General features: G+C 36.8%; 24 protein-coding genes and 1 riboswitch. Of the genes, 14 read left to right on the forward strand and 10 right to left on the reverse strand.

The features are described from left to right. Nucleotides 1-75: 75 nt before the first annotated feature. From ACEVFT_RS02940 to nhaC, 3 genes are all read left to right on the forward strand, one after another. Nucleotides 76-219 (forward strand): hypothetical protein, encoded by a 144-nt coding sequence (locus ACEVFT_RS02940; RefSeq protein ID WP_221679049.1) that lies wholly within the window; start codon nucleotides 76-78, stop codon nucleotides 217-219. A gap of 204 nt (nucleotides 220-423) precedes the next feature. Next, complete coding sequence (locus tag ACEVFT_RS02945; RefSeq protein WP_342442318.1) at nucleotides 424-1,533, forward strand: amidohydrolase; 1,110 nt, start codon at nucleotides 424-426, stop codon at nucleotides 1,531-1,533. Nucleotides 1,534-1,813: 280 nt separating this feature from the next. After that, nucleotides 1,814-3,262: a Na+/H+ antiporter NhaC gene (nhaC, locus tag ACEVFT_RS02950; protein ID WP_342533784.1), complete on the forward strand. Its 1,449-nt coding sequence runs from the start codon at nucleotides 1,814-1,816 to the stop codon at nucleotides 3,260-3,262. A gap of 55 nt (nucleotides 3,263-3,317) precedes the next feature. On the opposite strand, the gene ACEVFT_RS02955 is transcribed toward nhaC, so the two are convergent. Further along, nucleotides 3,318-4,559, reverse strand: coding sequence for a hypothetical protein (locus ACEVFT_RS02955; RefSeq protein ID WP_342442320.1), 1,242 nt, complete (start codon nucleotides 4,557-4,559; stop codon nucleotides 3,318-3,320). A gap of 80 nt (nucleotides 4,560-4,639) precedes the next feature. Between ACEVFT_RS02955 and ACEVFT_RS02960 the strand changes: the two genes are divergently transcribed. After that, nucleotides 4,640-5,752 (forward strand): mandelate racemase/muconate lactonizing enzyme family protein, encoded by a 1,113-nt coding sequence (locus ACEVFT_RS02960; RefSeq protein WP_393948064.1) that lies wholly within the window; start codon nucleotides 4,640-4,642, stop codon nucleotides 5,750-5,752. An 11-nt stretch (nucleotides 5,753-5,763) separates the two neighbouring features. Then, nucleotides 5,764-6,447 carry a GNAT family N-acetyltransferase gene (locus tag ACEVFT_RS02965; protein WP_393948066.1) on the forward strand — a complete coding sequence of 228 codons (684 nt, stop codon included), beginning with the start codon at nucleotides 5,764-5,766 and terminating at the stop codon, nucleotides 6,445-6,447. A 62-nt stretch (nucleotides 6,448-6,509) separates the two neighbouring features. Here ACEVFT_RS02965 and ACEVFT_RS02970 read toward each other — a convergent pair whose 3' ends face one another. Beyond that, nucleotides 6,510-7,220: a Fe-S oxidoreductase gene (locus ACEVFT_RS02970; protein WP_393948068.1), complete on the reverse strand. Its 711-nt coding sequence runs from the start codon at nucleotides 7,218-7,220 to the stop codon at nucleotides 6,510-6,512. Between the two features lie 119 nt (nucleotides 7,221-7,339). Here ACEVFT_RS02970 and ACEVFT_RS02975 point away from each other — a divergent pair, with 119 nt between their 5' ends. Further along, nucleotides 7,340-7,771 carry a DUF4395 domain-containing protein gene (locus tag ACEVFT_RS02975; RefSeq protein WP_393948069.1) on the forward strand — a complete coding sequence of 144 codons (432 nt, stop codon included), beginning with the start codon at nucleotides 7,340-7,342 and terminating at the stop codon, nucleotides 7,769-7,771. A gap of 264 nt (nucleotides 7,772-8,035) precedes the next feature. Here ACEVFT_RS02975 and ACEVFT_RS02980 read toward each other — a convergent pair whose 3' ends face one another. The 3 genes from ACEVFT_RS02980 to ACEVFT_RS02990 form a co-directional block, all read right to left on the reverse strand. Then, on the reverse strand, nucleotides 8,036-8,998 hold the full coding sequence (locus ACEVFT_RS02980) for a DMT family transporter (protein ID WP_205446638.1): 963 nt from the start codon (nucleotides 8,996-8,998) through the stop codon (nucleotides 8,036-8,038). A gap of 174 nt (nucleotides 8,999-9,172) precedes the next feature. Further along, nucleotides 9,173-10,402 carry a peptidase T gene (gene pepT / locus ACEVFT_RS02985; protein ID WP_393948071.1) on the reverse strand — a complete coding sequence of 410 codons (1,230 nt, stop codon included), beginning with the start codon at nucleotides 10,400-10,402 and terminating at the stop codon, nucleotides 9,173-9,175. Between the two features lie 90 nt (nucleotides 10,403-10,492). Then, on the reverse strand, nucleotides 10,493-11,143 hold the full coding sequence (locus ACEVFT_RS02990) for a lysoplasmalogenase (RefSeq protein ID WP_393948073.1): 651 nt from the start codon (nucleotides 11,141-11,143) through the stop codon (nucleotides 10,493-10,495). Nucleotides 11,144-11,275: 132 nt separating this feature from the next. On the opposite strand from ACEVFT_RS02990, the gene ACEVFT_RS02995 reads away from it, so the two are divergent. Beyond that, on the forward strand, nucleotides 11,276-12,955 hold the full coding sequence (locus ACEVFT_RS02995) for a hypothetical protein (protein WP_205446641.1): 1,680 nt from the start codon (nucleotides 11,276-11,278) through the stop codon (nucleotides 12,953-12,955). Between the two features lie 41 nt (nucleotides 12,956-12,996). Here ACEVFT_RS02995 and ACEVFT_RS03000 read toward each other — a convergent pair whose 3' ends face one another. Together ACEVFT_RS03000 and chrR are read right to left on the reverse strand one after the other, a co-directional pair. Further along, a complete protein-coding gene (locus ACEVFT_RS03000; protein ID WP_342533788.1) occupies nucleotides 12,997-13,422 on the reverse strand; it encodes a hypothetical protein in 426 nt (141 codons plus the stop codon). Nucleotides 13,423-13,626: 204 nt separating this feature from the next. Continuing rightward, nucleotides 13,627-14,358, reverse strand: coding sequence for an oxygen-insensitive NADPH nitroreductase (gene chrR / locus ACEVFT_RS03005; protein WP_205446643.1), 732 nt, complete (start codon nucleotides 14,356-14,358; stop codon nucleotides 13,627-13,629). Between the two features lie 365 nt (nucleotides 14,359-14,723). Between chrR and scpC the strand changes: the two genes are divergently transcribed. Continuing rightward, a complete protein-coding gene (gene scpC, locus ACEVFT_RS03010; RefSeq protein ID WP_393948075.1) occupies nucleotides 14,724-16,247 on the forward strand; it encodes a succinyl-CoA:acetate CoA-transferase ScpC in 1,524 nt (507 codons plus the stop codon). 72 nt (nucleotides 16,248-16,319) lie between these two features. Here scpC and ACEVFT_RS03015 read toward each other — a convergent pair whose 3' ends face one another. After that, nucleotides 16,320-17,801 (reverse strand): SLC13 family permease, encoded by a 1,482-nt coding sequence (locus ACEVFT_RS03015; protein ID WP_205446645.1) that lies wholly within the window; start codon nucleotides 17,799-17,801, stop codon nucleotides 16,320-16,322. Between the two features lie 196 nt (nucleotides 17,802-17,997). Continuing rightward, the gene (locus ACEVFT_RS03020; RefSeq protein ID WP_205446646.1) at nucleotides 17,998-18,630 is read right to left on the reverse strand and encodes a glycerol-3-phosphate acyltransferase; all 633 of its coding nucleotides are present in this window, start codon (nucleotides 18,628-18,630) and stop codon (nucleotides 17,998-18,000) included. A gap of 155 nt (nucleotides 18,631-18,785) precedes the next feature. Beyond that, nucleotides 18,786-18,899: riboswitch (SAM riboswitch) on the forward strand. A gap of 117 nt (nucleotides 18,900-19,016) precedes the next feature. On the opposite strand from ACEVFT_RS03020, the gene ACEVFT_RS03025 reads away from it, so the two are divergent. The 3 genes from ACEVFT_RS03025 (at nucleotide 19,017) to ACEVFT_RS03035 (ending at nucleotide 22,491) form a co-directional block, all read left to right on the forward strand. Continuing rightward, nucleotides 19,017-20,318: an O-acetylhomoserine aminocarboxypropyltransferase/cysteine synthase family protein gene (locus ACEVFT_RS03025; RefSeq protein ID WP_205446647.1), complete on the forward strand. Its 1,302-nt coding sequence runs from the start codon at nucleotides 19,017-19,019 to the stop codon at nucleotides 20,316-20,318. Nucleotides 20,319-20,653: 335 nt separating this feature from the next. Further along, the gene (locus ACEVFT_RS03030; protein WP_205446648.1) at nucleotides 20,654-21,040 is read left to right on the forward strand and encodes a hypothetical protein; all 387 of its coding nucleotides are present in this window, start codon (nucleotides 20,654-20,656) and stop codon (nucleotides 21,038-21,040) included. A gap of 464 nt (nucleotides 21,041-21,504) precedes the next feature. Continuing rightward, nucleotides 21,505-22,491: a homoserine dehydrogenase gene (locus ACEVFT_RS03035; RefSeq protein ID WP_205446649.1), complete on the forward strand. Its 987-nt coding sequence runs from the start codon at nucleotides 21,505-21,507 to the stop codon at nucleotides 22,489-22,491. Nucleotides 22,492-22,549: 58 nt separating this feature from the next. On the opposite strand, the gene ACEVFT_RS03040 is transcribed toward ACEVFT_RS03035, so the two are convergent. Then, a complete protein-coding gene (locus ACEVFT_RS03040; RefSeq protein WP_205446650.1) occupies nucleotides 22,550-22,780 on the reverse strand; it encodes a MerR family transcriptional regulator in 231 nt (76 codons plus the stop codon). A gap of 155 nt (nucleotides 22,781-22,935) precedes the next feature. Between ACEVFT_RS03040 and ACEVFT_RS03045 the strand changes: the two genes are divergently transcribed. The 3 genes from ACEVFT_RS03045 (at nucleotide 22,936) to ACEVFT_RS03055 (ending at nucleotide 24,701) form a co-directional block, all read left to right on the forward strand. Then, the gene (locus tag ACEVFT_RS03045; protein ID WP_205446651.1) at nucleotides 22,936-23,799 is read left to right on the forward strand and encodes a DMT family transporter; all 864 of its coding nucleotides are present in this window, start codon (nucleotides 22,936-22,938) and stop codon (nucleotides 23,797-23,799) included. A 76-nt stretch (nucleotides 23,800-23,875) separates the two neighbouring features. Continuing rightward, a complete protein-coding gene (locus ACEVFT_RS03050; RefSeq protein ID WP_205446652.1) occupies nucleotides 23,876-24,568 on the forward strand; it encodes a response regulator transcription factor in 693 nt (230 codons plus the stop codon). Further along, a complete protein-coding gene (locus tag ACEVFT_RS03055) occupies nucleotides 24,546-24,701 on the forward strand; it encodes a hypothetical protein (RefSeq protein ID WP_016994457.1) in 156 nt (51 codons plus the stop codon). Before ACEVFT_RS03050 ends, ACEVFT_RS03055 begins: the two co-directional genes overlap by 23 nt. Nucleotide 24,702: the final 1 nt, after the last annotated feature.

The raw sequence follows: 24,702 nt of genomic DNA on the forward strand, positions 1-24,702 counted from the left end.
TAATTTATTGCATTTTGCTAAAATCATATTGTATAATTCTTTTATCAGAAAATTCAATTAAATAGGAGTGGTAAAATGGGTAAGTTGTTAAATTCAAAGTTTGAAACGTATTTAATGGATCAAGAGTTTGATTTACGTGAAGAGGAAGAGAAAAATGAGGAGCAAATGGTGAAGATTCAGTATGAAGAGTATCCAGAAGGGTTTTTTACAAGTTTATAATGAAAATTTGATGGGCTATGTTGAAAGTATATTAACTTTTAACATAGCCCATTGTATTTTATGCCTCTATTTATAAATGACTTTTTCAGAGCATATGAATGTAGTATATCATTTTAATAAGTTGATTAGGTCTGAAGACATATGTACTTTTCTGAAATAGATTCATGTATAATGAGAAACAAAAATGCGTATAGAGGTGTAGTTATGTCGAAAGCTTTAACAGTTGAAGAAACGATTTACCAATGGTTTGATCATTTTCACAAGTATCCAGAAGTAAGTTGGAAAGAGTTCGAGACCACTAAGAAAATTGCTTCAATACTGGATGAATTACATGTTAGTTATCGTTTACTAGGTGATATACCTGGATTAATAGCTGAAATTGGAACAGGGAATGAAATCGTTGCAGTACGTGCTGATATTGATGCTTTATGGCAGGAAGTTGATGGAAAATGGCAAGCCAACCATTCTTGTGGACATGATGCCAATATATCAATGGTTCTTGGTGCATTATTACTACTGAAAGATCACAACTTACAACATCGTGTTCGTTTTATTTTCCAACCTGCTGAAGAATTAGGAAATGGCGCATGTGCAACGTTTGATAGAGGCGCAGTTGAGGGAGTATCACATTTATTTGGTGTTCATTTAAGACCGATAGAAGAATTACCACTTGGCAAAGTTTCGCCTGCTATTCATCATGGTGCTGCTTATTTTTTAGAGGGAACTATTCAAGGTATTGATGCCCATGGTGCAAGACCACATCAAGGTAAAAATGCCATTGATGTTATTATGGCCGTGCAACAAATGCTACACAGTATTCATTTATCACCATTTGAACCGCATTCTGCTAAGTTAACAAAAATTATTGCGGATGGTGGTAGTACAAATATTATTCCTGGTAATGCTTGTTTCTCAATGGATGTTCGCGCACAACATAATCAGCAACTTGAATTGCTGCGTAGTAAAATTGAATCTGGCTTGAAATCGATACAGCAACAATATGATATTGACATGAGTTGGAATTGGATAGATTTCACACCAGGTGCTGAAGTTTCATCGATCGCTGCAAATATGGCGAAAGCTGCCATCATCGAAGCTTTAGGGGAAGAACATTTAGCAGACGAAATCACTACACCGGGTAGTGATGATTTCCATTTTTATACAGTTAAAAAGCCGGAATTAAAAGCTGCAATGATTGGAATTGGTGCAAATTTAACGCCAGGACTGCATCACCCTAAAATGACATTTGATCGTAGTGCCTTAATTGATGCTGCGAAAGTACTTGCATGTGTATTAGAAAAAAAGCCTGAATAAAAAATTTTTTAAAAAGCTATCTGAAAAAATGTAACTATTTTTTCAGATAGCTTTTTTGCATGAACATTTTTAATAATGCATGGATATTCAAGGGTTTGCATTGTTTTTTATTGCTACTTGAAAGCGTTTTATTACGCTAAAATAAAGGGATTTGCTAGGGAAGCATAAATTTTTTGCGTTGACTTTTAATTTTTTGAATATTAAGCTAAAAAACGTAAAAAATTATTTGCGTCTTAGAAAAACCGAAAAGGGATTTGGTGCAAAAAAAGGGGATGGAAAAATGAAAAAGGATATTAATGCGGGCTGGGCACTACTAACTTTTGCAATTATGATTATTACTATGTTGATTACAGTAGTTGTTTTAGAGCAAAGTCCTCACGTACCTCTTCTTGTTGGCACAACTGTAGCAGCAATTGTTGCCAAAATGCATGGATACAAATGGACTGAAATTGAAGAAATGATGTATAAAGGAATACGTCTGGCATTACCTGCCATTGTTATTATTATTTTAGTAGGTTTGACAATTGGGGCTTGGATAGGCGGCGGAGTCGTAGCAACGATGATTTTCTATGGCCTAAAGTTAATTTCTCCTGCGTGGTTCTTAGTGACAATCATGGTGTTATGTTCAATCGTGTCATTAGCTATTGGTAGCTCATGGTCAACGATGGCGACAATTGGTGTCGCAGGTATGGGTATTGGTTTAAGTATGGGTATTCCAGCGGCTATGATTGCCGGTGCAGTTATTTCAGGTTCATATTTTGGAGATAAAATGTCACCGTTATCAGATACAACGAATCTAGCAGCAGGGTTAACAGGTACTGACCTATTTGATCATATTAAGCATATGCTTTACACAACGATTCCAGCGTTGATTATTTCACTTGTTGTTTTTGGATTTTTGGGTAGAAAATTTGCAGAAGTTTCAATGCAATCTGAAGAAATTTTAACTACGTTAAAAGTGATGGAAGAAAGCTTCGTTATTTCTCCTTTACTATTACTAGTGCCAGTGGGAGTTATTGTATTAGTGGCTAAGAAAGTGCCAGCAATTCCTGCTTTAATTATTGGAATTGTATCCGGTTTCTTACTACAAATTTTTGTACAAGGTGGTTCAGCTGCAAGTGCTGTACAAGCATTACAGGCGGGCTTTGAAATCTCAACAGGTAATCATATGGTGGATGATTTATTTAACCGCGGTGGTTTAGACTCTATGATGAATACGGTTTCAATGACGATCGTAGCGATGACATTTGGTGGTATTTTAGAGTATTCAGGAATGTTAAAGGCATTGATGAATGTAATTGTGAAGTTTGCTAAATCTACAGGAAGTCTTATTGCTTCAACGATTGCAGCATGTGTAACAACCAATGCAACATGTTCTGAGCAATATATTTCAATTGTTGTTCCTTCACGTATGTTCGCAGGTGTCTATCAACAACGTGGTTTACATTCTAAAAATCTATCTCGTGCATTAGAGGATGGGGGAACATTAACATCTGTTTTCTTCCCTTGGAATACTTGTGGCGTGTTTATTTTAGCAACGCTAGGTGTAGGTGCTATGGAATATGCGCCATATGCAATCCTTAATTTTGTAGTACCGATTATATCTATTATTTATGGCTATATTGGATTTGCCATTGTGAAATTAACACCAGAAGAAATGGCAGAAGCTGAGAAGCGTAAAAAGGAACGAGAAGTGGAAAATACAGATAATATGGTAATGGCTGACTAAAATAAAAATTCTCGTAGATCCGTTTGTATCTACGAGAATTCTTTTATAGGGAAGCTTAGTAGGTTGCAAAATTCAATTGATAAATTTTGCGAGGACGTCCTTGTTGATGGGTCATTTCTTCGCCAACAATTTTTACATAACCATTATCAACTAATTTTTTGATAATACGCTCTGTAGTACGTCGAGTTACTTGTAGGTATTCTGAAAGATTTTGAGATGTAAATTGAGCTGATTGTCGTTCATTGCTGAAATTAATTAATTTAGAAATATTTAATGGACTTAAACTTGTGAGCTTCGCCATTTGTAAAACATAAGGATCATCTGTTTTTAAAGAAACTTTACCTTCTGTATTGGGGAAAGGTCCTAATAAGTTTTTATGTTCATCAAGAATATAAATCTCGAAAGGTTTAGTAAATGTTAAAGCATGCTGAGCATTTTGTGTGGCTTCTAAAATGGAATAACCATAGCCGAATGCTAACTTAAATGGTTGTTCAACTTGCTGTATTAGCTGTTCTAAGTTTTCCTTTTCTAGGGCGTTTTGGAGATGTCCAGCCGTTGTATATAGCTCAAAGGAATGCGCTGAAATTTGCTTATAAGTTGAAAAGGTAGCTTTCACAATTTGATTTAAAACAGTTGATTCAATTGAAGAATCTTTAGGGATTTCTAATAGTCCCACTACAGCCTTAAAAGATTCTGATTTCGTTAACAATGATTTGGATTTTGTTTCTTCAAGACATTGAATAATAGACTTGGTAGCATCTAACATTCGCATTGCTGGTATTTGAAGTGCTTGTAATTTATCAAATACACTATGAATACTTGTAATGACAAAATCAATACTTTTAGAATTCCACAAGGCGATATGGCGTTTTAAGATATTCTCAGTTGGTTCAGTAATCGAAATATGCTGAACATGTGGTTTTTGACCATGATATTCTATTTCTGCTAAAACATTATCAACGAATGCGGGATTCATTACATCAATGGATATCCTGTCGATTGCTACAGCATGCTTGGCTACTAGTGATAACAGTGTTGTAGAAATGGTTGTTTCATCTTGTTTAATGTAATTCCAGGGTATTGGTATTTCTGAAAGTAATGATTGAGTGTGCAAATAGGGTAATGTTCCTCCGAATAATATTGCATCACATGGTTTTATTTGCTTCATTAAAGTAGGCGCTTCAGAGGGGTGGCTGTAAAGATAAAATTCTAATTGAATATCGGCTATGTTTTGTGCGATACTAATAATACGAGTCATAAATGCTTTTGAACAAATAATCGCTATTTTGGTAGACATGGGCATCGATCCTTTTCTATTTTTTTAAACATTTAGCGACGTATTAGCGACAAATTTAACGACTAAGGAGACTGATTACGATGAAAATTAAACAAGTAGAAATTTTTGCTATACATTTACCGCTAATTGATCCATTCATCATTAGTTATGCTACATATGATACAATGCCTTCCATTATTTTAAAAGTAACTACCGATACAGGTATTGTGGGGTATGGTGAAGCAGTTCCTGATGAACATGTAACAGGTGAGTCATGGGAAAGCACATATGCTGTGCTAAAACATCAACTTGTCCCGGCGGTTATTGGAGAAAATCCAATGGCCTTTGAAAAACTGCACGATAAAATGAATAAAGTTGTGAAAGATGTACCAGCAGCAAAAGCAGCTATCGATATTGCTTGCTTCGACATTGCTGGGAAAGCGTTAGGGGTTCCTGTATACCAACTTTTAGGTGGACGTTATCATGAAAAATTCCCAATCACACATGTACTCAGTATTGGAACACCTGAAGCAATGGCAGAAGAGGCAGCAAACCGAGTAGAAATGGGCTATCGTTCGTTTAAAATGAAGGTAGGTACAGAGGTTATTCGTGATGTTGCCCGTATTAAAGCGGTACGTGAGCAAGTAGGTGAAAACATTGCCATTCGAGTTGATGTAAATCAAGGATGGGGTAATGCAGCCACTACGTTACAAGGCTTACGTGCCATGAAAGAATTAAATATCGATTGGTTAGAGCAACCTGTTGATAGCGAAGACATTGATGGAATGGTGGAAATTAAATCAAAGTCTGATGTAGCATTAATGATTGATGAAGGACTACGAGGCGTACGTGAAATGCGTGAAATTATAGCCAAGCGTGCAGCAGATAAAGTAAATATTAAATTAATGAAGTGTGGAGGCATCTATCCTGCTATGAAGCTTGCTGTTATGGCGGAAATGGCAGGTATTGAATGTCAAGTTGGTTCTATGGTAGAGTCGTCAGTTGGTTCTGCTGCTGGTTTCCATGTAGCATTCTCTAAGAAGATTATGACGAGTGTAGAACTAACGGGTCCATTAAAATTCTCAAAAGATGTTGGGAACTTACACTATGACGTACCATTTATTTGCTTAAATGAAAAACCAGGATTAGGTGTAGATGTAGATGAAGATGTAATCCAGGAATTATGTAAGTTTTCAACTGTTGTCACAGCCTAAGGAGGCGCAATATGGAAATTATCTATGATGGTATGCTTGGAGAGACACCGTTTTTTGTCATCAAATTAACGCCCCAGCATTTACAGCAAATCGAGGGGCTACAAGTTGAGGTTTATGAAGCATTAGCAGACCAAAGTATCCTACAACCCTTGAGCACAGAGGAATTTGAATATATTTTAACTGGTCATGGAATGATGATAGGTGCTTATGTAGGGGAAGAATTGATTGCCTTTCGTGCACTGTTAAATCCGCCTATTGATGAAGAACATCTTGGTTATGATTGTGGAATTGCAGAAAACGAATTTCACCGTGTTTTATATCAGGAAATATCGAATGTTTCACCGAAATATCGAGGTTACGGATTACAGAGAACATTAGCTACAGTAGTGATGGAAAATATCGATTTAGAAAAATACGATTATGTTTGCTCCACTGTAAAGCCATATAATATTCCGAGCTTAAAGGATAAATTCTCGCAAGATCTCGTTATTAAAGGCTTGAAAATTAAATATGTAGATAAGCTTCGTTATATCTTCTATAAAGACCTAATGCAAGAGATGCCCTCCACCTTCACTGAAAAACAAGTGATATCAATGGGAGACACGACTGCGCAACAGCAACTTTTAAAACAAGGTTTCCTTGGCACGACTATGTACGAAGAAAACAACGATTGGTTTGTTGTATACGAAAAATAAAGCATAAAGCCTTACCCTTTCACATGAATTTGTGGAGGGTAAGGCTTTTTTATAGGGTTCTATTATTTCTTCATTGGACAAAAACCACAAGCCATTAAACCTGGGATATCTTTAGAGAAACAGCATGATTTTCTTACAGGAACATTGACTAAATTAGTCGGACTAAGGCCACCTGTATATTGTGCCCACCAAGATTTATTGGAGAAGCGTGCCCATGTTTTAGGATCTTCTAAAGCTTCGATATCCTCCATGGCTTGGTCGGCTAAGCCAGGATTAGATAATAATATATGATAATGCCATAGCAAATAACCAAAGAAATTTTCCCAAATGGTAAGAGGGGAGATGGATGTTACTTTACGAAGCTGTTGGACAATGATATGGCCATCGTAAAGAATTTTTTCAATAACAGCTTGACGTTCATCTTCATCAACGTAGCGCCAGTCATTAGGGTTAGCGAACATGGCAACAGTAAAGCTACTAAATTCCTTTGCAGCATCAAAACGCAATTCAAGCGGTTTACCATCCCATACTTCGTCATAAGCGGCAAGCATATAAAACTGCATAGCAAAAAACATACCATAGCGGCGTGCAAAGTGAGAAATAGCGGCCGTTTCTGTTGCTGCATCTGTTATACCCATCATGAGGTTTAAAAAATCAGGATGGTAAAAGTCTTTATGTATATCAGCTAAGGTAAATAAAGTTCGCTTAGGTTCAGTTGTATAAATACTATAGGAGTTTAATTGTTGAACTTGATCCATTGTTAAAGCTGGCATGGTCATCCTCTTTTCCTTTGAACTTCTGTTAATTTCATTATAAAGTAATCATTTTTGCTTCACAAATGGAATATCATGTAGTAAAATACATTAAACATATCCGAAAGGTAGGTTTTAGGATGTCACTGCTTCATACAATTCCAAGGCCACTAGTTAGACTGAACCAGTGGACTATTCTTTTAAGTGTTATTTTATCATGGATAACAGGGTTGACATGGATATTGGTTATACCACTAGCTGCAAATTTACTAGGTATTTTATGTAACTATAACCCAATACTTCGTGTAGGGAAGCTCTTTTTAACAAAGCCCCCATCCGCGTATATACCAGAGGATGCTCAGCAACAAAAATTTAATTCCAGTATTGCCAGCCTTTGTTTAGCAGCGGGTCTATTAGGTTATCTATTACATTGGCAGGTTGTTGGTCATATCTTTACCGGCATGGTTGCTATTGCATCTTCCATCGCAATAGCAGGCTTTTGTATAGGCTGTTTTCTACATTTTCAGTTGAAGCAATGGCAGTACCGACGCTCATTAAAAAAATCTTTTTAAAAAAGTAAAAAAATTATTAGATTATGATTGACATTTTAATTGATAATGATTATCATTATCGTATAAAGATTATTCCTCCTCTACAATACAGTGTAGAGAGGATGAACTTTAGCTACTTTTCTCCAGAAGTTTGCTAGTTCATGATTACGCTCCTAAAACCCCCCTCATTTTTTGGGAACGTGAAAATCTCAGACGACTCATTCTAATTTTAGAATAGAGTCGTCTTTTTTGTGCTAGCTAAAAAACAGCCCATAAAATGAGCTGTTAGGAAGTTGTATTTTGTTGTACAGCATTCTTTTTTCCAATGATCATTGTATAGTAGCTATGTAATAGCATACCAACAATGATGACACCAAGACCTGCAAGTGCGATAGGGCTAGGGAAGGCAATTCCTAATAGTAATACCTCACCAATAATAACAAAAAGAATTTCTGTTGACTGAGTTGCTTCCACCGCAGCTAGTCTACCCTGATGGTCTCTTACGCGATCCGTTGCTATGAAAAATAGAACCGTTGCAATAACGCCTGAACTAATCCCGACAAGTAATGATTGGAACATCTGACTTGCTGAGGGAAGTCCTACTGTAAGGATGGCATAAAAAGCCATGATGATCCATGCTGGCATCGAAGCGATCGTCATACCTAATACTCGCTGAAAAGTATCGATTCGTCCACCGCAAACTTCCATCATTTTGCGATTGCCAAGAGGGTAAGCAAAAGCTGCTACGATAACAGGTAAAATACCAAGCATTAAACTTCTAAACGACACTGATTGTGCATGAGGTATTTGTATAAGCAGAATACCTACTAAGATGACACATGAAATAAGCAGAGATATGAAAGGTATTTTTTGACGAACTGTTTTACCAGCAATGACCGAAACAAAAAGGGGAGCTAATAATACACCAGCAACAATTGTAAATTGCCATGTACCAGAAACCAACCAACCTGGACCAAAAGCTGCAGCAAATGTTAATGGTGCATAAAATAAAACAAATCCAACAAAGCTCCACAGCAGCCACGAAATGGGTTGTGCTTTTATTTCACCAGAAAGCTGTGAAAAGCCTTTACGATAAAAGACAATGATGAGCAAGAAGGGGAGCATAAAAAAATAGCGTAATGATGCACTCCATAGCCAACTACCACCTTGCATTTCCATTGCGTGATTTAAAATAAATGTCACGGCAAAGAAAAGTGAAGCTAAAATACCTAATGCAATTTCTTTCATAAAGATCACCTCAATTTGAGTTTATAACCTCAAACCCTTTATGTAATTTGAAAATTCAGTAATTATTACTGAAAAAATTACGAAGAGAGAAAAAAGCCTCTCTTCGTAACTATGAAAATTTTCATTATTCCTTACGTGAATGCTTATCGAAATAAACGAGTTCACTCCAAAAAACTATTTTGCTTGCTGTTCAAAAAGCTGAACGATTTCAATAATTACCTGAGTTGCCTTTTCCATTGTTTCAGCAGATACATATTCAAATTTACCATGCATGTTTTCGCCACCAGCGAAAATATTTGGTGTTGGTAAGCCCATATATGATAATTGTGAGCCATCTGTACCACCACGAATTGGCAGGGTATTCGGCGTAATATCTAATTTTTCCATTGCAGTACGTGCAATGTCAACAATTTCTTTTACAGGCTCAATTTTTTCACCCATATTGTAGTATTGATCTTCAATGGTAATACTCAGTGCATGCTCGCCAAATTGTGCTTGAATTTTAGCTGCAGCATCACGCATTAATTGTTTTTTCTCTTCAAATTTTTGGCGATCATGGTCACGCACGATATAAGATAGCTCAGTATGCTCAAGAGCCCCTTTGAAGCCCATTAAATGAATGAAACCTTCATAACCTTCAGTCTTTTCAGGAACTGCGTCAGCAGGCATTTCATTCTGGAAGGCGATAGCCATTGTAATAGCATTCACCATTTTATTTTTCGCAGAACCAGGATGGACGCTCGTTCCTTTTGTAACTACTTTTACGCCAGCAGCATTGAAGCTCTCGTATTGCAGCTCACCAAGTGGTCCACCATCCATTGTATAGGCATATTCTGCTCCAAAAGCAGCAACATCAAATTTATGTGGACCACGACCAATTTCTTCATCTGGTGTGAAAGCTACACGAATTTTACCATGCTTAATAGTAGGGTTTTTAATGAGGTATTCCATTGCCGTCATAATTTCAGCAATTCCAGCCTTATCATCAGCCCCTAATAATGTAGTGCCATCTGTTGTGATAAGTGTTTGGCCCACATAATTTTTAAGCTCAGGGAAGTCAGTTGGAGACATAATTAAGTTTTCATTTAACTGAATATCTCCGCCATCATAATTATCTACGCGCTGTGGCTTTACATTTGTGCCCGTGTAGTCAGTGGCTGTATCAACATGGGCTAAAAAGCCGATAGTTGGTACTTCTTTATCTGTATTAGCTTCTAATGAAGCAAATAAATAGCCATTTTCATCTAATGTAATGTCTGTTAAACCAATTTCGACAAGTTCGTCTTTTAAAACATGCAATAGGTCAAATTGTTTTTGTGTAGAAGGAGTTGTTTCGCTTGTGAAGTCTGATTGTGTATCAATTTTTGCATAGCGTATTAATCGCTCAATTACTTGTTCTTTCATAAGTATGGCCTCCTAATGTGTATATGTTAAAATTCTTTGTGCATTCACAAAGCCGATTCCAGATGCAATTATGCCTTGGCATAATTGATATTATTGTAACACTTTACTTCGGATTTCGGAATATTGAAGGATACTTAAAGCAATAAGTAATTGGGCGCTATAATAAGTTAGCATGATAACTTCATGTGACAATGCTAGTGGCATGACAAATTTATTAATAGCTAAATAGGAGTCAGATGCAATAAATAATAGTGCGCCACTTGTTGCCAAAGTAGAACCGGTTTTAATAGCCGTCCATCCCATCGTGAGAATCACCGAGATATAGGTGATCACTGCGATACCGAGTATGATTTCACCTGTTTTAAAGACGGACCCTGCAATCCAGATGGTCATGCTTGCTCCGTAAAGCAGTAAGAGTATTTTTGCCCACGTGGGTATTTGCCGCTCGTTTGCGGTAGAAAAAGCAAAAATATAAAAGATATGCCCGATAAGAAAGCTAGTTAGACCAATTAAAAACCACTGCAATGTATAGTCTCCAATCATGCAAAATAGAAGCCCAGTAATAATCAAAAGTTGGTATTTTTTAATATGTAATGGCTTCTGAATCACAGCTAGAATAATGATGAGCAACATGGGAATCACTTTAAAAATGAGTTTTAAACTTTCCGCAATATGGGAAAAGAAAAAAATATAATAAAGACCAAATAAAATAATGACACCTATTAATAATTTTTTTAACAAAATTTTCAGCTCCTTTCCTTTTGAAATTCAATATTTATGGTAGAATTCCTTTCTGTACAACGTATGTATGAAACTTTTTTAGTATGTAACCGTAAAGTAAGTAGAGAGAAAGATGAAGAGAGGATGAACCAAATGACTAAGCTACTGATAGCTTCTGCAGTCATTGCATTGATCGCGAGTGTGTTAGTGACGCCGCTTATTACGAAGAAGCGAGAAGATGGACAATCGAAAAAGGTAATTGGATACTTTTTTATTGGTGTCTTTGTATTAGGATTTCTAGCCACAGGAATCACGTTATATGTAACAAAAATTGATGTAAACTGGCTTGTTTTTTGGCCTGCTATTATTTTATTAACGTTAGCTGGTGCCCTGCTTGCAAGTGGTATCGAACGGAAAATAAAAGGTGTTTTATTTTTAGCTAGTTTAGGTGTAGCTGTGTATGTATTATCAGCACCTTTATGGAATGCTAATGAAAAATTTAAGTCATCGGAAATGAAGGAAGAAGTTGAGATAAAACCATTCGATGAGACACAAACACCTGCAAGTGTTCCACCGAAATTTGCTCGCAATAAAATGAAAAAGGCTTTCGGACAAGTGCCAAACACGAGCTACTATGAATTAGGGCGCTTACAAATCCAAAAAGTGAAAGGCGAATATGTTTATATCGCACCAGTTGAATTTTCAGGATTCTTTAAATGGATGAATGGTGGTACAACACCTGGTTACTTCATAATGAGTGCTACCGATTCAGCAGATAATCCTAAATTTATCAAAGAGGAAATGAAGTATGTTCCTTCGGCATATTTAAATGCTAATTTAGAACGTCATATGCGTTTACAAAATCCATTCCTTATTTTTTATGGTGACGTACAGCTTGAGGTAGATGATGAAGGAAAGCCATATTACATTCGCTCATATGGGGAATTTATTTCTGCACGAAATGGCTTTGATGTGAAAGGAATTGTCTTGGTTGATGCGCTGACGGGGAAATCAGAGGTAATTAAACTGGATCAAATACCTGAATTTATTGATGGTGCTGTATCACCAGAGACAGTAAGTTTACAAAACAGTTATTTCGGTAATTATGTACATGGTTTTTGGAATAGTATGTTTGGTAAAAAGGATGTAAAGATTCCTTCTGATGAAGGAACAGAATCGAATGTTAGCCCAATTTTCGATGAGAAGGGTGATATGTATTACTTTACGGATTTTACAAGTCCTAAAGAAGGTGTCGATTCAATGTTAGGCTATTCTCTAACTAACGCACGAACAGGGAATGCAACATACTATACAGGGAATCAAGATTCAAGCTATATGGATTCCCAAGGTAATTTACAAATAATCGAGAAGAAATTTATTGAGAAAAAGTGGAATGGTGAAATGCCGGTGTTGTATAACTTTTATGGAGAGGCGAGCTGGCTGACAGCAGTGCTAGATTCCAATGGTTTCTTACAAAACTATTTTATCGTGTCTGCAGCCAATCCTGAAATTTCCGTTTACGCTACTACTCCTAAGGAGGCATTGAAATTATATAAAACTGCCTTAAGTCGAGGAGGAAACACAGTAGATGGTAGCTCAAACGCGGAAGAGAAACAAGTAAGTGGTAAGGTATTGCGCGTATATAAAGAACGTCTAGGCGATTTTACAACTGTATCTTTCTTATTAAACAATGGCGAAAATTATTTAGTGAGTGCTGAAACAGAACCTTTGGTAATTTATTTACAAGAGGGTGATGAGGTAATTCTCACTTATGGAGATACAGGAGAGCAGTTCCTACCAGTTCGCTCTCTCATTATTAAAGGACTACAATAACAGAACAAAAGACGATCTTGAAATAATTAAGATCGTCTTTTTTATGTAGATTGTCCTTGGACATAAGTAAGCATTTTTTCTTTATGGTTCATAAATAGTTTTTTTGCATGATCATTTAGTGTGAAAATTTCCTGTAAATATCCTTTTAGCAATCTATCTTCGTATTCAAAAGTATGGCCAGGATTGGTTTCTAAAATATAGGATAATAAAAGAGCATGCAAGACAACTACTTCTAAATTTTGCGTATTCGTAACGAATTTTAAATTGAGAATAGTAGTATGGGAGACGAACTGATTGACATAATCAATGGATTTTTTATATACATTCATATCAATATGTGGTTCTAGTCGTTTTCTTAATTGGGTGCATTCATTATTTAAGTCTTCTATTTTTAAAAATAAACCTCTTACACTTCTCTTATGCTGTTGTTCTAAGGTACGAGCAAGATGTTTATTGATATTGGACATTGTCTGTATGACTCCTTTCTTTGTTAGGTATCATTTATTAATATGAATGGAATAGCTGGAAAAGGGAAGAGTCTTTTCGTTTAATTTAGGGTTATAGTTAAACTAGGTAATATGGCGATATACCTAGAATGAATATAAATAGGTAATATTTTTATGTAAAAAATGGGATTAGTATCATACGATAGTAACCCCATTTTCATTAAGCTATTGCCAATTAAATCCTTTGGTTGCTAAAAACTCTTTAATATGAGGGCGGCGTTGTTCGATTAAAAAATCAGCCATCTGTTTTGTCCAGTTATCAATTTTTCTGTTTGATGAACGACTATTATAATATATTTCCATTGTCTCATTATAAGCTGGTAAAAGCTCTTCATATTTTTCAACATTGTATTCATTTTCATGTAATACAGCAGACACAGGTAAACGTGGTTTTACATCATTGCGACGTGCAGGAACGCCGATTGTTAGCCCGAATAATGGGAAAACGTAATCGGGTAGATTGAATAATTCACTGATTTCAGAAGTTTTATTGCGGACTCCTCCAATATAGCAAATGCCATAACCCATTGATTCTGCTGCAATAACAAAATTCTGTGCAAACAATGATACATCAGCTACGCCGACAAGGACATTTTCAGCTGAATCAGCCACAATATCTACTCCTTCTAGCTTCCCAGCCATTTGAAGTCGCTTGAAATCTACGCAAAAAACAAATGCTCCGCCTGAAGTTTCATATTGGCGTGGATTACCAGAGAGTAAGCCTAATTTTTCTTTTTTATCTGCATCTGTTACCCAGATCACACTATAGGCTTGCACAAAATGTGATGTTGCAGCCATTTGTGCTGTTCCAATTAAATCTTCGATGATTTCTTTTGAAATCGGTTCTCCATCATAGATGCGTACCGAGGAATGGTTGCGTAATAATTCTTTAACCATTAAAACTCTCTCCTTTGTGTCTGTTCTATACCATGAGCATAGCACGCTTTTCCGTCAAAATCGAATAGTGAGGTATAAAAAGTTATATATACATAATTTAAAAATGTAGAAATTATCTCGTAAAGTAAAATATTTCATTTGATATAGATTAAATATTCTAAATAGTATAAAATTATAGAAGCGACTGTTTATTTGGTTGTACTACCAAAAATTACATTATCTTTATTCGCAAATGTTTATACAGCATTAGCTATTAGGCGATGAAATCCTCCTAGAATAAAGATATAGCCTCTGATGGACGTCACAGATTTACTGGAACCAAATATGCGAGTTGAACAAAATAAAGTGGAATGGAGGAATAGGGAATGGAAGAAAAATTAGCGAAAAAGCTTCGCCATGAACAATTGCGAAGCAAGGTTGTAACAGCAGAAGAAGCAGCATCTTGGATTAAGGATGGCATGGTATTAGGGATGAGCGGATTCACACGTGCTGGCGATGTAAAGGTTGTACCTCTTGCACTTGTAGAGAAAGCGAAAAAAGAGAATTTCCAAGTAGATGTCTTTACAGGTGCATCACTTGGCCCTGAGGTAGACCAATACTTAGCAGAAGCAGGGGTCATTCGTAAACGCGGTCCTTTCCAAGCAGATGCTGGCATTCGTAATAAAATCAATAGTGGTGACATCACATTTGTGGATGCCCATCTTTCTCATAATGCTGAGCTTGTCCGCCAAGGTATTATAGGACCAATTGATTTTGCGATTATTGAAGCGGCTGCAATTACAGAAGAAGGCTTATTAATTCCTACAACTTCAGTTGGTAACTCTCCGATTTTTGTGCAAGAAGCAGACCAAGTCATCATTGAATTAAACGTAGCACAGCTTGATGCATTAGAGGGTATACATGATATTTACGTACCTGCACCACAAGGAAAACGTGATCCAATTCCTTTACAGAATGTTTCTGATCGTCTTGGTATAGTTGGAATTCCACTAGATTTAGATAAAGTAAAAGGCATCGTTATTTCGGATATATTAGATGCACCATCAACTATTGTCCCTGCTGATGAAGAGACGGATGTTATGGCTAATCATTTATTAAATTTCCTGCGTGAAGAGATTAAAGTAGGTCGCTTAACAACAAGTTTGCGACCAATTCAATCTGGGGTAGGCTCAGTAGCAAATGCTGTATTGCTAGGTTTTAAAGATTCTGAGTTTGAGAACTTAGAAGTTTATTCAGAAGTTCTCCAGGATGCAGTATTTGAATTGATTGATGCAGGAAAAGTAAATTTCGCTTCTGCTACTTCTATTACCCTTTCTGAGCAAGTAGGAAACCGTGTTTATGGGAATTTTGAAAAATATGCTGATAAATTAGTATTGCGTCCTCAAGAAATTTCAAATCAGCCTGAAATTATCCGTCGACTCGGATTAATTTCAGTGAATACAGCCTTGGAATTAGATATTTACGGCAATGTTAATTCAACACATGTTTCTGGTACAAAGATGATGAATGGTATCGGAGGGTCTGGTGACTTTGCTCGTAATGCACGTTTAGGAATTTTTGTGACAAAGTCTTATGCTAAGGGTGGAGATATTTCAAGTATTGTCCCAATGGTCTCACATGTGGATCATACGGAGCATGATGTTGATGTCATTGTAACTGAACAGGGCGTAGCAGATTTACGAGGACTTGCTCCAAAAGAACGAGTGGGACTTATCATTGATAATTGTGCACATCCTGATTATAGGGAGCAGCTGTGGCAGTACTTTAATGATGCCAATGAGGCAACGGGTGGACATCACACACCACATGACCTAGAAAAAGCACTATCATGGCACGTTAACTATGCGAAAAACGGTACGATGAAAGACCCTGCTTTTACGAAACAATAGTCTTATCTTAAAAGCCTTGAAGGACAGATAGTCTGTTTCTTCAAGGCTTTTACGTTTTAATTTAATGAAAGTCTATAATAATCCAATCCATTTCCAATAAGTTGCAGAGAACAAAAGTACGAGAAGGAAACCGATAATGGTTAATGGAATTCCAGATTTCAAGAAATCCTTTGTTGTAAAGGAGCCTGTACCATAGGCAAGCATGTTTTGTGGTGCACTAATTGGTAATAAGAAGCCAAAGCTTATGACGAATTGTTGCACAATAACAAAACCAACTTGATCAACATTAGCCGTTAATGTGGAGGCTAAAACGATAAACACAGGTATAAGTGCTGAGGCTAAGCTAGTTGCGCTTGCAAAGCCTAAATGAATCAAAATGTTAAATAAAGTTACGAGTGCGATGGTTGCTAGTAAAGGCATAGTATCTAGCCCGAGTGAACCAAAAACTTTATCTGATAACCATGCAGCACCTTGCGTATTTAGTAAAATGGTTCCTAACATAATGCCTACCGCAAAGACGATAATTGTTCCCCATGGAATATGAGGCTCAACTTCCTTCCACGAATACACACCGATTTTAGGCATTAATAGAATAGCGATAGCAATAATTGTGACTGTTGTCGTATCAAATGGATGTAGCTTTCCTTCAGTTGCCCAGAAAAATAGTAAAACTACGGATGTAATGATTAAACGAATTTCAGGAGCCTTTAATGGGCCAAGCTCTGCAAGCTGTTTTTTGATGACCTCTTTACCACCTTCGATATTGCTAGTCTCAGGTTTAATTAAAGCAATCATAATGAAAAATAAAAAGATAGACATAATAATTGAGAAGGGGGCGGCATAAAGTAGCCAAGCACCCCATGAAATATCCACATTAAATTGCTCTTGGATAAAGTTTAAAGCCACCATATTTTGAGCTGCTGCAGTCTTAATACCGATATTCCAAATGGAAACTGCTTGTACCGAAGTAATAACTAATAAGGCAGCAAGCCGACTATCACGTGGTAAACCAAAAGCTGCCACCATTCCAAGCAATATCGGTACTACTGCGCCAGCACGTGCTGTAGCAGAAGGTACAAAAAATGCGAGGACGATAGAGACTAAAATAGCGCCAAATACGATAGCTTTTGTTTTCGTTCCTACCAATGAAAGAATCCAAAGAGCAAGTCGTTTATGTAGATTAGTAATTTGCATTGCTGCCGCTAGAAAAAGAGCTGCTGCTACTAAAGCAACGGCAGAATTACTAAAGCCGCTTAAAGATAATTTTAATGCGCTAGCTGTTCCTAGCTCTGTAGTTGGATCCTCCATTGACGGAGCGAGTCCTAGTAAAACAGTTACTAGCGCAATGATCATGGCCGAGCTCACAGGATATGAAACGGCCTCTGTAACCCAAAGGATGACTGCAAAAGCTAAAATGGCTAAAGCTCGTTGCCCAGCTATAGGTAAATCACCGTTATTAGGTAAAAAAGTAATAATAATCAGTAAAGCGAAGGCCAAGCCAATCCATAGTGGCTTTAAATTACGTTTTGAAGCTTCTTGATTTGGTGAAGACATATTTTCTCATCCTTTCTACGATAAAAATGACGATTATTATCCATAACATCGGCCTAGATAATGTTTTATTAAGATAAGAATATATCTTTTTTATTGTAGAAAAAAAACTACGCAGAATAGGTGTTTTTTACAGCAATATGAGTAGATAAAGAGAAAATACATGGTCACAAAAAATACAAAAATATCCATAAAAATATTATTTCTTTTTCTTAAAGGCAGAAGTTACTTTAGGCTCTGTACCATTGACTAAACGTTTAATATTTTCTATGTGCAGGATGATGGCTATGCCAAAAAGAAGAACAGCTATAATGGTTGGGCCAATGCCAGGAATCCATAAATAAGTGGCTGTACAAAAAACGAGATAAAACTCTAGAACACCAACAATTAAATAATTTGTTGCAAAGGATAAAATAACAAATAAAATAAGTGCAAATAAACCAATCTTCCAATCGACAGCAAGTAAAATTCCGATAATGGAGGCAGTTCCTTTTCCGCCATTGAAGCCCATATAGAAAGGGAAATTATGACCTAAAATGACCCCAGCAGCCATAATGTAGGTAAGCAGCCATATTTGTTCTTCTGTTAAATGAGTGAAGTCCGCTAGATAAAAATGTGCACCGATAATAGCTACAACGCCTTTGCCAATATCGATGAGGGCTACTAAAACGCCATATTTCCAGCCGAGGGAAAGAGTAGCATTAGAGGCACCGGCATTGCCGTGGCCCGCTTTTTTTAAATCAACCCCCGATAAAAACTGTGCCACTTTAGAGCCGTGAATACAGCCAATTAAATAGCCAATAATAAGAAAAGTGATCACGGCCTTTACCATAAAAATCCTCCTCTCAAAATTTTTTCTAAAATAGTGTATGCGTTCATATTACGTATAAGAGCAGACAGAAGTTTCGGAAAAAATAAAATTTACATGTTGACAGAAAAAAACTCTATGTTTATACTGTGTAACAACGATGGAAATTGAATCTCATACTCTTATCAAGAGCGGCGGAGGGATAGGCCCTATGATGCCCGGCAACCAGTAAGTAACGAGCTTACTAAGGTGCTAATTCCTACAGATTCTTACTTGGATCTGGCAGATAAGGGGAGGAAAACTTGCAACCGCAACCCTCTTCTTAGCTGAAGAGGGTTTTTGTTTTCTACAGAAAAATCCTCCTCATCTCCGGTACCATCGTAAAAAAAATAACCATTTGGAGGTACACAATGACAAATTTTAAACCAGAAACATTGCTGTTACATGGCGGTCAAGAGCCAGACCCAGTGACGGGTTCTCGAACAGTTCCTGTCTATCGCTCAACTGCTTTCGTATTTAAAGACACTGCTCATGCGCAACGTCTTTTTGCCTTAGAGGAAGCAGGGAACATTTACACAAGGATTACCAATCCAACTGTTGATGTGTTTGAAAAACGTGTGGCTTTATTGGAAGGTGGAACAGCAGCAGTAGCACTTTCATCTGGTGCAGCAGCTATCGCATTTTCCATTTTAAATCTAGCTGGAGCTGGTGATGAGATAGTAGCAGCTAGTTCTTTATATGGTGGTACTTATAATTTATTTGCTAACACATTACCAAACTATGGTATTAAAACAATTTTTGTAGATGAAACAAACCCAGAGAATTTCAAGGCGGCGATTACTGATAAAACAAAAGCAGTCTTTGCTGAAGTGTATGGTAATCCAAGCTTAAAGGTTTTAGATATTGAAGCAGTAGCTAAAATTGCACATGATAATGGTCTACCATTAATTATTGACAGTACGTTTGCTTCTCCTTACGGTTCTACACCTATTGAATACGGTGCAGATGTTGTAGTACATTCAGCAACTAAATGGATAGGTGGTCATGGTACAACTTTAGGGGGCGTTGTTGTAGACGCTGGTAAGTTTGATTGGACTAGTGGTCGATTCCCAGGTTTTACTGAACCAGATGCTTCTTACCATGGTTTACGTTATGGAATTGATACAGCTTCTGCGGCCTTTGCTACGAAGCTACGCGTACAATTATTACGTGATTTTGGTCCAACATTAAGTGCAGATGCTGCCTTTAATTTATTACAAGGTTTAGAAACGCTTCATTTGCGTATCCCTAAACACAATGAAAATGCATTGGCAGTGGCTGAATATTTACGAAACCACCCATCTGTGGAGTATGTAAATTATAATGGCCTGGAAGATTTTCCAACACATGAATTGGCAAAGAAATATTTAAGAAATGGCTTCGGTTCAGTGCTTACATTTGGCATTAAAGGTGGACGTGAAGCTGGGCGAAAGCTTATTGATAGCGTAAAGCTATTTTCACATGTAGCAAATGTAGGTGATGCTAAGTCATTAATTATTCATCCTGCTTCCACTACACATCAGCAACTATCAGCAGACGAATTAGTTCAAGCTGGTGTAACCGAGTCGCTCATTCGCTTATCCATCGGTTTAGAGGCAATAGAGGATATTATTGCTGATTTAGATCAAGCCATTACACAGGCAACAACTACTGAACAAACAGTAGAAGCCTAAGCTTTAGAACATAGGGAAGAATGTTGTAGCGTTTACGTATTTTCTCATTCGATTGGCCTCATTTGGTAATGCGTTAAACGTTGCTACATCAACCAATTGCTACATCCGTTAATTATCAGAACCTTATAAAAAATAATACCAAGTAATTTTATATGTATTATTGACTTAATTAAATCCTTGTTATATACTAGGAAATAAGTTAAGGGTACGAAAATTCTTGTTAAAAAAGGTAAATGTTTTCATAAGTGCTCCCCCACTTTTGAATATATAGAAGAGCAGTTGCCTAGCCAGTAACTGCTCTTCCCAAAAAAACTGATGATAAAGGAGTGTTTAAAATGGGTAATATCTATAGTGCACAAAACATTGTATCCTATCTAATATATGAGCTAAATGAAGGGCATGTCTTTGTCAACAATAAGTCCATTCAACACCTTCTTACATCAGTCGAAAGAAAATGGCAGCAAGTCTTTGGTCATACAGCATTTCAAGAACATGTTTTTGCTGAAGAGGAAGACTATACTGTTAAGGAAGTATTTGAGGCATATGAACAGTACGGTGTGAGCCATATCTCACTTCCTGCGACAGAGATTTACTTAAAATATGGTACATTTCAATTAGTGGAACGTACGTATGCAATACCAAATTTTACAGAAGAAGAAATTAGTCTTGTTCAACAAGCTTTAGCACAATATCGTTATCAATTGCTTTCAAAAGCAAGTTAAAACCCCCTCATATATTTAAGCTCATTCTCTGCTGCTACAGGGAATGAGTTTTTTCTTTAAAGGGATTGTTATGAATGTCCGAGCATACATATATATAATAGAAGAAAGACATTCGTATATTGAAATGTAAATAGTCAATATTTGTTCAAATCTTATAGAATGATTAATAAAACGTATAATAAAGGGAATGAAACCGATTTCTTTTGCACATCTAGAGAAAACAAATGTCCTTCCTAGAAAGATTTTTCTTGTGCAATGTATGTATTTGCGTTACAATTTTCTTTAAGTTAAATTTTGAATTATTTGAATTTGTATGTGTTCCAACACATATAGAAATAGCGAAACTCATACAAAGAAGAGTTGTTGGCTAAAGACTGCGGTGGGTGTCAAATAGTCATGACACAACCCCATGGAGAATTAGCTTTAATGAAACTGCGGAATGTAAGTTGGAGGGAATAACAAGAATGGCAACTATAAAGGCAGCGATTTTAGGATTTGGAACGGTAGGTCAGGGGATCTACCATATTTTAAATGAAAAACGAGAAGAGCTAAAAAATAAATTAGGTATTGAATTAGAGGTAGCGAAGATTTTAGTGACAGATGCTAGTCGCGAACGTGTGCCAGGAACAGCACATTTAATGACAACAAGCATGGATGAAGTCTTAGCAGAACCAGGTATGCAGGTTGTGTTTGAAGCAATTGTTAACGAAGAGCCTGCATACAGTTATTTAAAGCGAGCAGTTGAACATAAATGTCATGTTATTACAGCCAATAAAGTGATGTTTGCCAAACGAGGTTTAGAGTTGCAGGATCTTGCAAAAGCTAATGGCGTTTTTGTAGGCTATGAGGCTACTACTGCTGGTGGTGTACCTGTTATTAAAACAATGAAAAATATTTTACTTGTAAATGATGTAAGTCGTATACAAGGCGTCTTAAATGGCACATGTAACTATATTTTAACAAAAATGCGTGCACAGGGCTGGTCTTTCGAAACAGCTTTAAAAGAGGCACAAGGCTTAGGTTATGCTGAAGCAGATCCATATAATGATATATCTGGGCAGGATGCATTTAAAAAATTAATGATTTTAAGTGCCTTAGCTTTTGGAGAGCAACCAGATTGGTCAGATGTAGAAGTGATTGGGATCGATAGTATCTCTGCTGAACAAGTTCGTGAAGCGTGTGAAAATGGTCTGCGTTACCGCCATGTAGCTGAAGTGGAGAAACGGGCTGACGGTAAAATTATTGCTAAAGTCGGTCCACAACTAGTTGATAAAGAGCATCCACTTTATCCAGTCGATGATGTGTTTAATGCGGTGGCATTAGAGACTAACTATATTGGTACATTAACATTAGTTGGTCCTGGAGCAGGGATGTACCCAACTGCGAGTGTCATGGTAGAGGATTATGCTGAAATCATTGGGAAAAGAGCAGGATTTGTTGTCACAATCTAATAAAAGCTTTAAAAAAGCCCACCATTCAACAATGTTTAATTGTATGAATGGTGGGTTTTTAGTCTTCATCTTTGACGTCAATATCCTCTGGAATAGGAGTAGAACGCCAAATTTCAATTTCCTCTTTAATACGTTCCAATTGTTTAAAATAAGTGCTGAATTGGCCACTATTGATTAGAATTTGTTGTCCATCGTAAACAGAACGGATGCGTCCTTCGTAAACTAGACGCATTACTTGATCCTCAGGCATACCGAGATCAAAAGCTGTCTCTTCAATTGTTTTATACATACGATTCGCTCCTTTTACTGTTTTTATTATAACGTCCATTATTGAGAAAGCATACTGTGGTAATGAAAAGAAAAGTAAAAATGATAATTGTTTGATTTTGGATAAATATGTATGATTAGTATTGAGAACGTAGTGAAGCGGGGATGAGTTGATAAATGTTAAATCCATTGTTTGTATTACTAGCAGCTATTCTATGGGGGATGACTGGAACTGCCCAAACCTATTTGGACCAAGGGGTATCTCCAATAGCAGTGGCCACAATTCGTTCTGCAATTGGTGGCGGTTTATTATTAGCCATTACGATTTTATTGCGGAAAATTAACTTTTTAAGGTGGTCGTGGAAATGGACGATTTTAGCTGCGGCTAGTATAGCTCTTTTCCAAGGTCTTTTCTTCTCATCCATTCGTCTAACAGGTATAGCCATTGGAACTGTTGCTACTATTGGCAGTGCACCGGTGTTTTCTGGTGTTTTAGAGTGGCTATTATGGAAAACACGCCCCACAGCGGTATGGGGACTTGCTACATTGATGGCCATTATCGGATGTCTTTTATTATTTATGAATAATGGAGAAGAGTCTGTTCACATTGGCGGATTCACACTAGCACTTTGTGCAGGTCTAGCCTTCGCATTTTATACAAACATAAGTAAAAAATTAATGGCACAGGAAGATGCATTACCAGCAGTTGCTATGACGTTTTCCATTTGCACGTTGTTTTTACTGCCGTTTTCCCTAGAAAATGGATTTTTTTGGTTAGGAAATGTGCACAACTTATGGACAATGCTGTTTATGGGGATTATGTGTACAAGCGTAGCGTATTTATTGTTTTTAAATGGACTACAAAAAATTAGTTCATCCACAGCTGTAACACTTTCATTAGCAGAACCATTGACTGCAGCAATTCTTGGTGTGTTTTTAATTGGAGAACATTTAAGTATAGTATCTTGGCTTGGGGTAGCAATGTTATTAGGAGGCATTGTTGTTTTAACACTAGGTGGAAGAAAAAAGCTAAAACCTTAAGAAATTCTTCATTTTTATAATAGCTGGTTTTTAAGATTTGAGAGATACACTTATATTTGAGAGCGAGGTGTATATCATGACGAAATTAACAGTTCTTGTTACAGATGACGATCAAGATATTCGTGATGGTATTGAAATCTATTTAAAAAATGAAGGCTATCATGTCATTAAAGCAGCAGATGGCTTAGATGCATTAAAAAAGCTAGAGAACAATGAAGTACATTTAATTATTTTAGATATCATGATGCCAAACATGGATGGAATTACAGCAACCTTTAAAATTAGGGAAGAGCGCAATATTCCAATTATCATGCTGAGTGCAAAGGCGGAGGATGGCGATAAGATTCATGGATTATCGGTTGGAGCAGATGATTATGTGACAAAGCCATTCCATCCATTAGAGCTATTGGCACGTGTAAAATCTCAGCTACGACGCTATGTTCAGCTAGGGACGTATAGTGAGGGTGCTGCAAAGGTGGAAATCGACGGACTTGTTCTTGATGAAGAGGCAAAAGAGGTTGTATTAGAAGGAGAGGCTGTTCGACTAACCCCGATAGAATATAAAATTACGGAATTATTAATGAAAAATGCAGGGCGTGTGTTTTCGATTCGTGAAATTTATGAACGTGTTTGGAATGAGGAAGCTTATAATGCTGAAAATATTGTAGCTGTTCACATTCGGAAAATACGTGAGAAAATTGAAGCTGATCCGAAAAATCCACGCTATCTAAAGGTGGTATGGGGCGTTGGCTATAAAATGGAAAAATAAACTAGAGAAGTATATGACAATTGCAGGATTTGTAGCAGGCGTTGTTGGACTCATTTATTTTGGTGTTTATGCCTATCAAATTGTCAATTCTCGCTCCTCAGAAGTTTTACAGTTACTAGAAAGAATTTTTTAGA

Source organism: Lysinibacillus sp. PWR01 (assembly GCF_043359455.1).
In the GTDB taxonomy this organism is placed as follows: domain Bacteria; phylum Bacillota; class Bacilli; order Bacillales_A; family Planococcaceae; genus Lysinibacillus; species Lysinibacillus fusiformis_F.

What these genes read in the sequence shown, in the direction of transcription:
- ACEVFT_RS02940 (WP_221679049.1), top strand. Translation starts at nt 76, where the DNA reads ATGGGTAAGTTGTTAAATTCAAAGTTTGAAACGTATTTAATGGATCAA.
- ACEVFT_RS02945 (WP_342442318.1), top strand. Translation starts at nt 424, where the DNA reads ATGTCGAAAGCTTTAACAGTTGAAGAAACGATTTACCAATGGTTTGAT.
- nhaC (WP_342533784.1), top strand. Translation starts at nt 1,814, where the DNA reads ATGAAAAAGGATATTAATGCGGGCTGGGCACTACTAACTTTTGCAATT.
- ACEVFT_RS02955 (WP_342442320.1), bottom strand. Translation starts at nt 4,559, where the DNA reads ATGTCTACCAAAATAGCGATTATTTGTTCAAAAGCATTTATGACTCGT.
- ACEVFT_RS02960 (WP_393948064.1), top strand. Translation starts at nt 4,640, where the DNA reads ATGAAAATTAAACAAGTAGAAATTTTTGCTATACATTTACCGCTAATT.
- ACEVFT_RS02965 (WP_393948066.1), top strand. Translation starts at nt 5,764, where the DNA reads ATGGAAATTATCTATGATGGTATGCTTGGAGAGACACCGTTTTTTGTC.
- ACEVFT_RS02970 (WP_393948068.1), bottom strand. Translation starts at nt 7,220, where the DNA reads ATGCCAGCTTTAACAATGGATCAAGTTCAACAATTAAACTCCTATAGT.
- ACEVFT_RS02975 (WP_393948069.1), top strand. Translation starts at nt 7,340, where the DNA reads ATGTCACTGCTTCATACAATTCCAAGGCCACTAGTTAGACTGAACCAG.
- ACEVFT_RS02980 (WP_205446638.1), bottom strand. Translation starts at nt 8,998, where the DNA reads ATGAAAGAAATTGCATTAGGTATTTTAGCTTCACTTTTCTTTGCCGTG.
- pepT (WP_393948071.1), bottom strand. Translation starts at nt 10,402, where the DNA reads ATGAAAGAACAAGTAATTGAGCGATTAATACGCTATGCAAAAATTGAT.
- ACEVFT_RS02995 (WP_205446641.1), top strand. Translation starts at nt 11,276, where the DNA reads ATGACTAAGCTACTGATAGCTTCTGCAGTCATTGCATTGATCGCGAGT.
- ACEVFT_RS03000 (WP_342533788.1), bottom strand. Translation starts at nt 13,422, where the DNA reads ATGTCCAATATCAATAAACATCTTGCTCGTACCTTAGAACAACAGCAT.
- chrR (WP_205446643.1), bottom strand. Translation starts at nt 14,358, where the DNA reads ATGGTTAAAGAATTATTACGCAACCATTCCTCGGTACGCATCTATGAT.
- scpC (WP_393948075.1), top strand. Translation starts at nt 14,724, where the DNA reads ATGGAAGAAAAATTAGCGAAAAAGCTTCGCCATGAACAATTGCGAAGC.
- ACEVFT_RS03015 (WP_205446645.1), bottom strand. Translation starts at nt 17,801, where the DNA reads ATGTCTTCACCAAATCAAGAAGCTTCAAAACGTAATTTAAAGCCACTA.
- ACEVFT_RS03020 (WP_205446646.1), bottom strand. Translation starts at nt 18,630, where the DNA reads ATGGTAAAGGCCGTGATCACTTTTCTTATTATTGGCTATTTAATTGGC.
- ACEVFT_RS03025 (WP_205446647.1), top strand. Translation starts at nt 19,017, where the DNA reads ATGACAAATTTTAAACCAGAAACATTGCTGTTACATGGCGGTCAAGAG.
- ACEVFT_RS03030 (WP_205446648.1), top strand. Translation starts at nt 20,654, where the DNA reads ATGGGTAATATCTATAGTGCACAAAACATTGTATCCTATCTAATATAT.
- ACEVFT_RS03035 (WP_205446649.1), top strand. Translation starts at nt 21,505, where the DNA reads ATGGCAACTATAAAGGCAGCGATTTTAGGATTTGGAACGGTAGGTCAG.
- ACEVFT_RS03040 (WP_205446650.1), bottom strand. Translation starts at nt 22,780, where the DNA reads ATGTATAAAACAATTGAAGAGACAGCTTTTGATCTCGGTATGCCTGAG.
- ACEVFT_RS03045 (WP_205446651.1), top strand. Translation starts at nt 22,936, where the DNA reads ATGTTAAATCCATTGTTTGTATTACTAGCAGCTATTCTATGGGGGATG.
- ACEVFT_RS03050 (WP_205446652.1), top strand. Translation starts at nt 23,876, where the DNA reads ATGACGAAATTAACAGTTCTTGTTACAGATGACGATCAAGATATTCGT.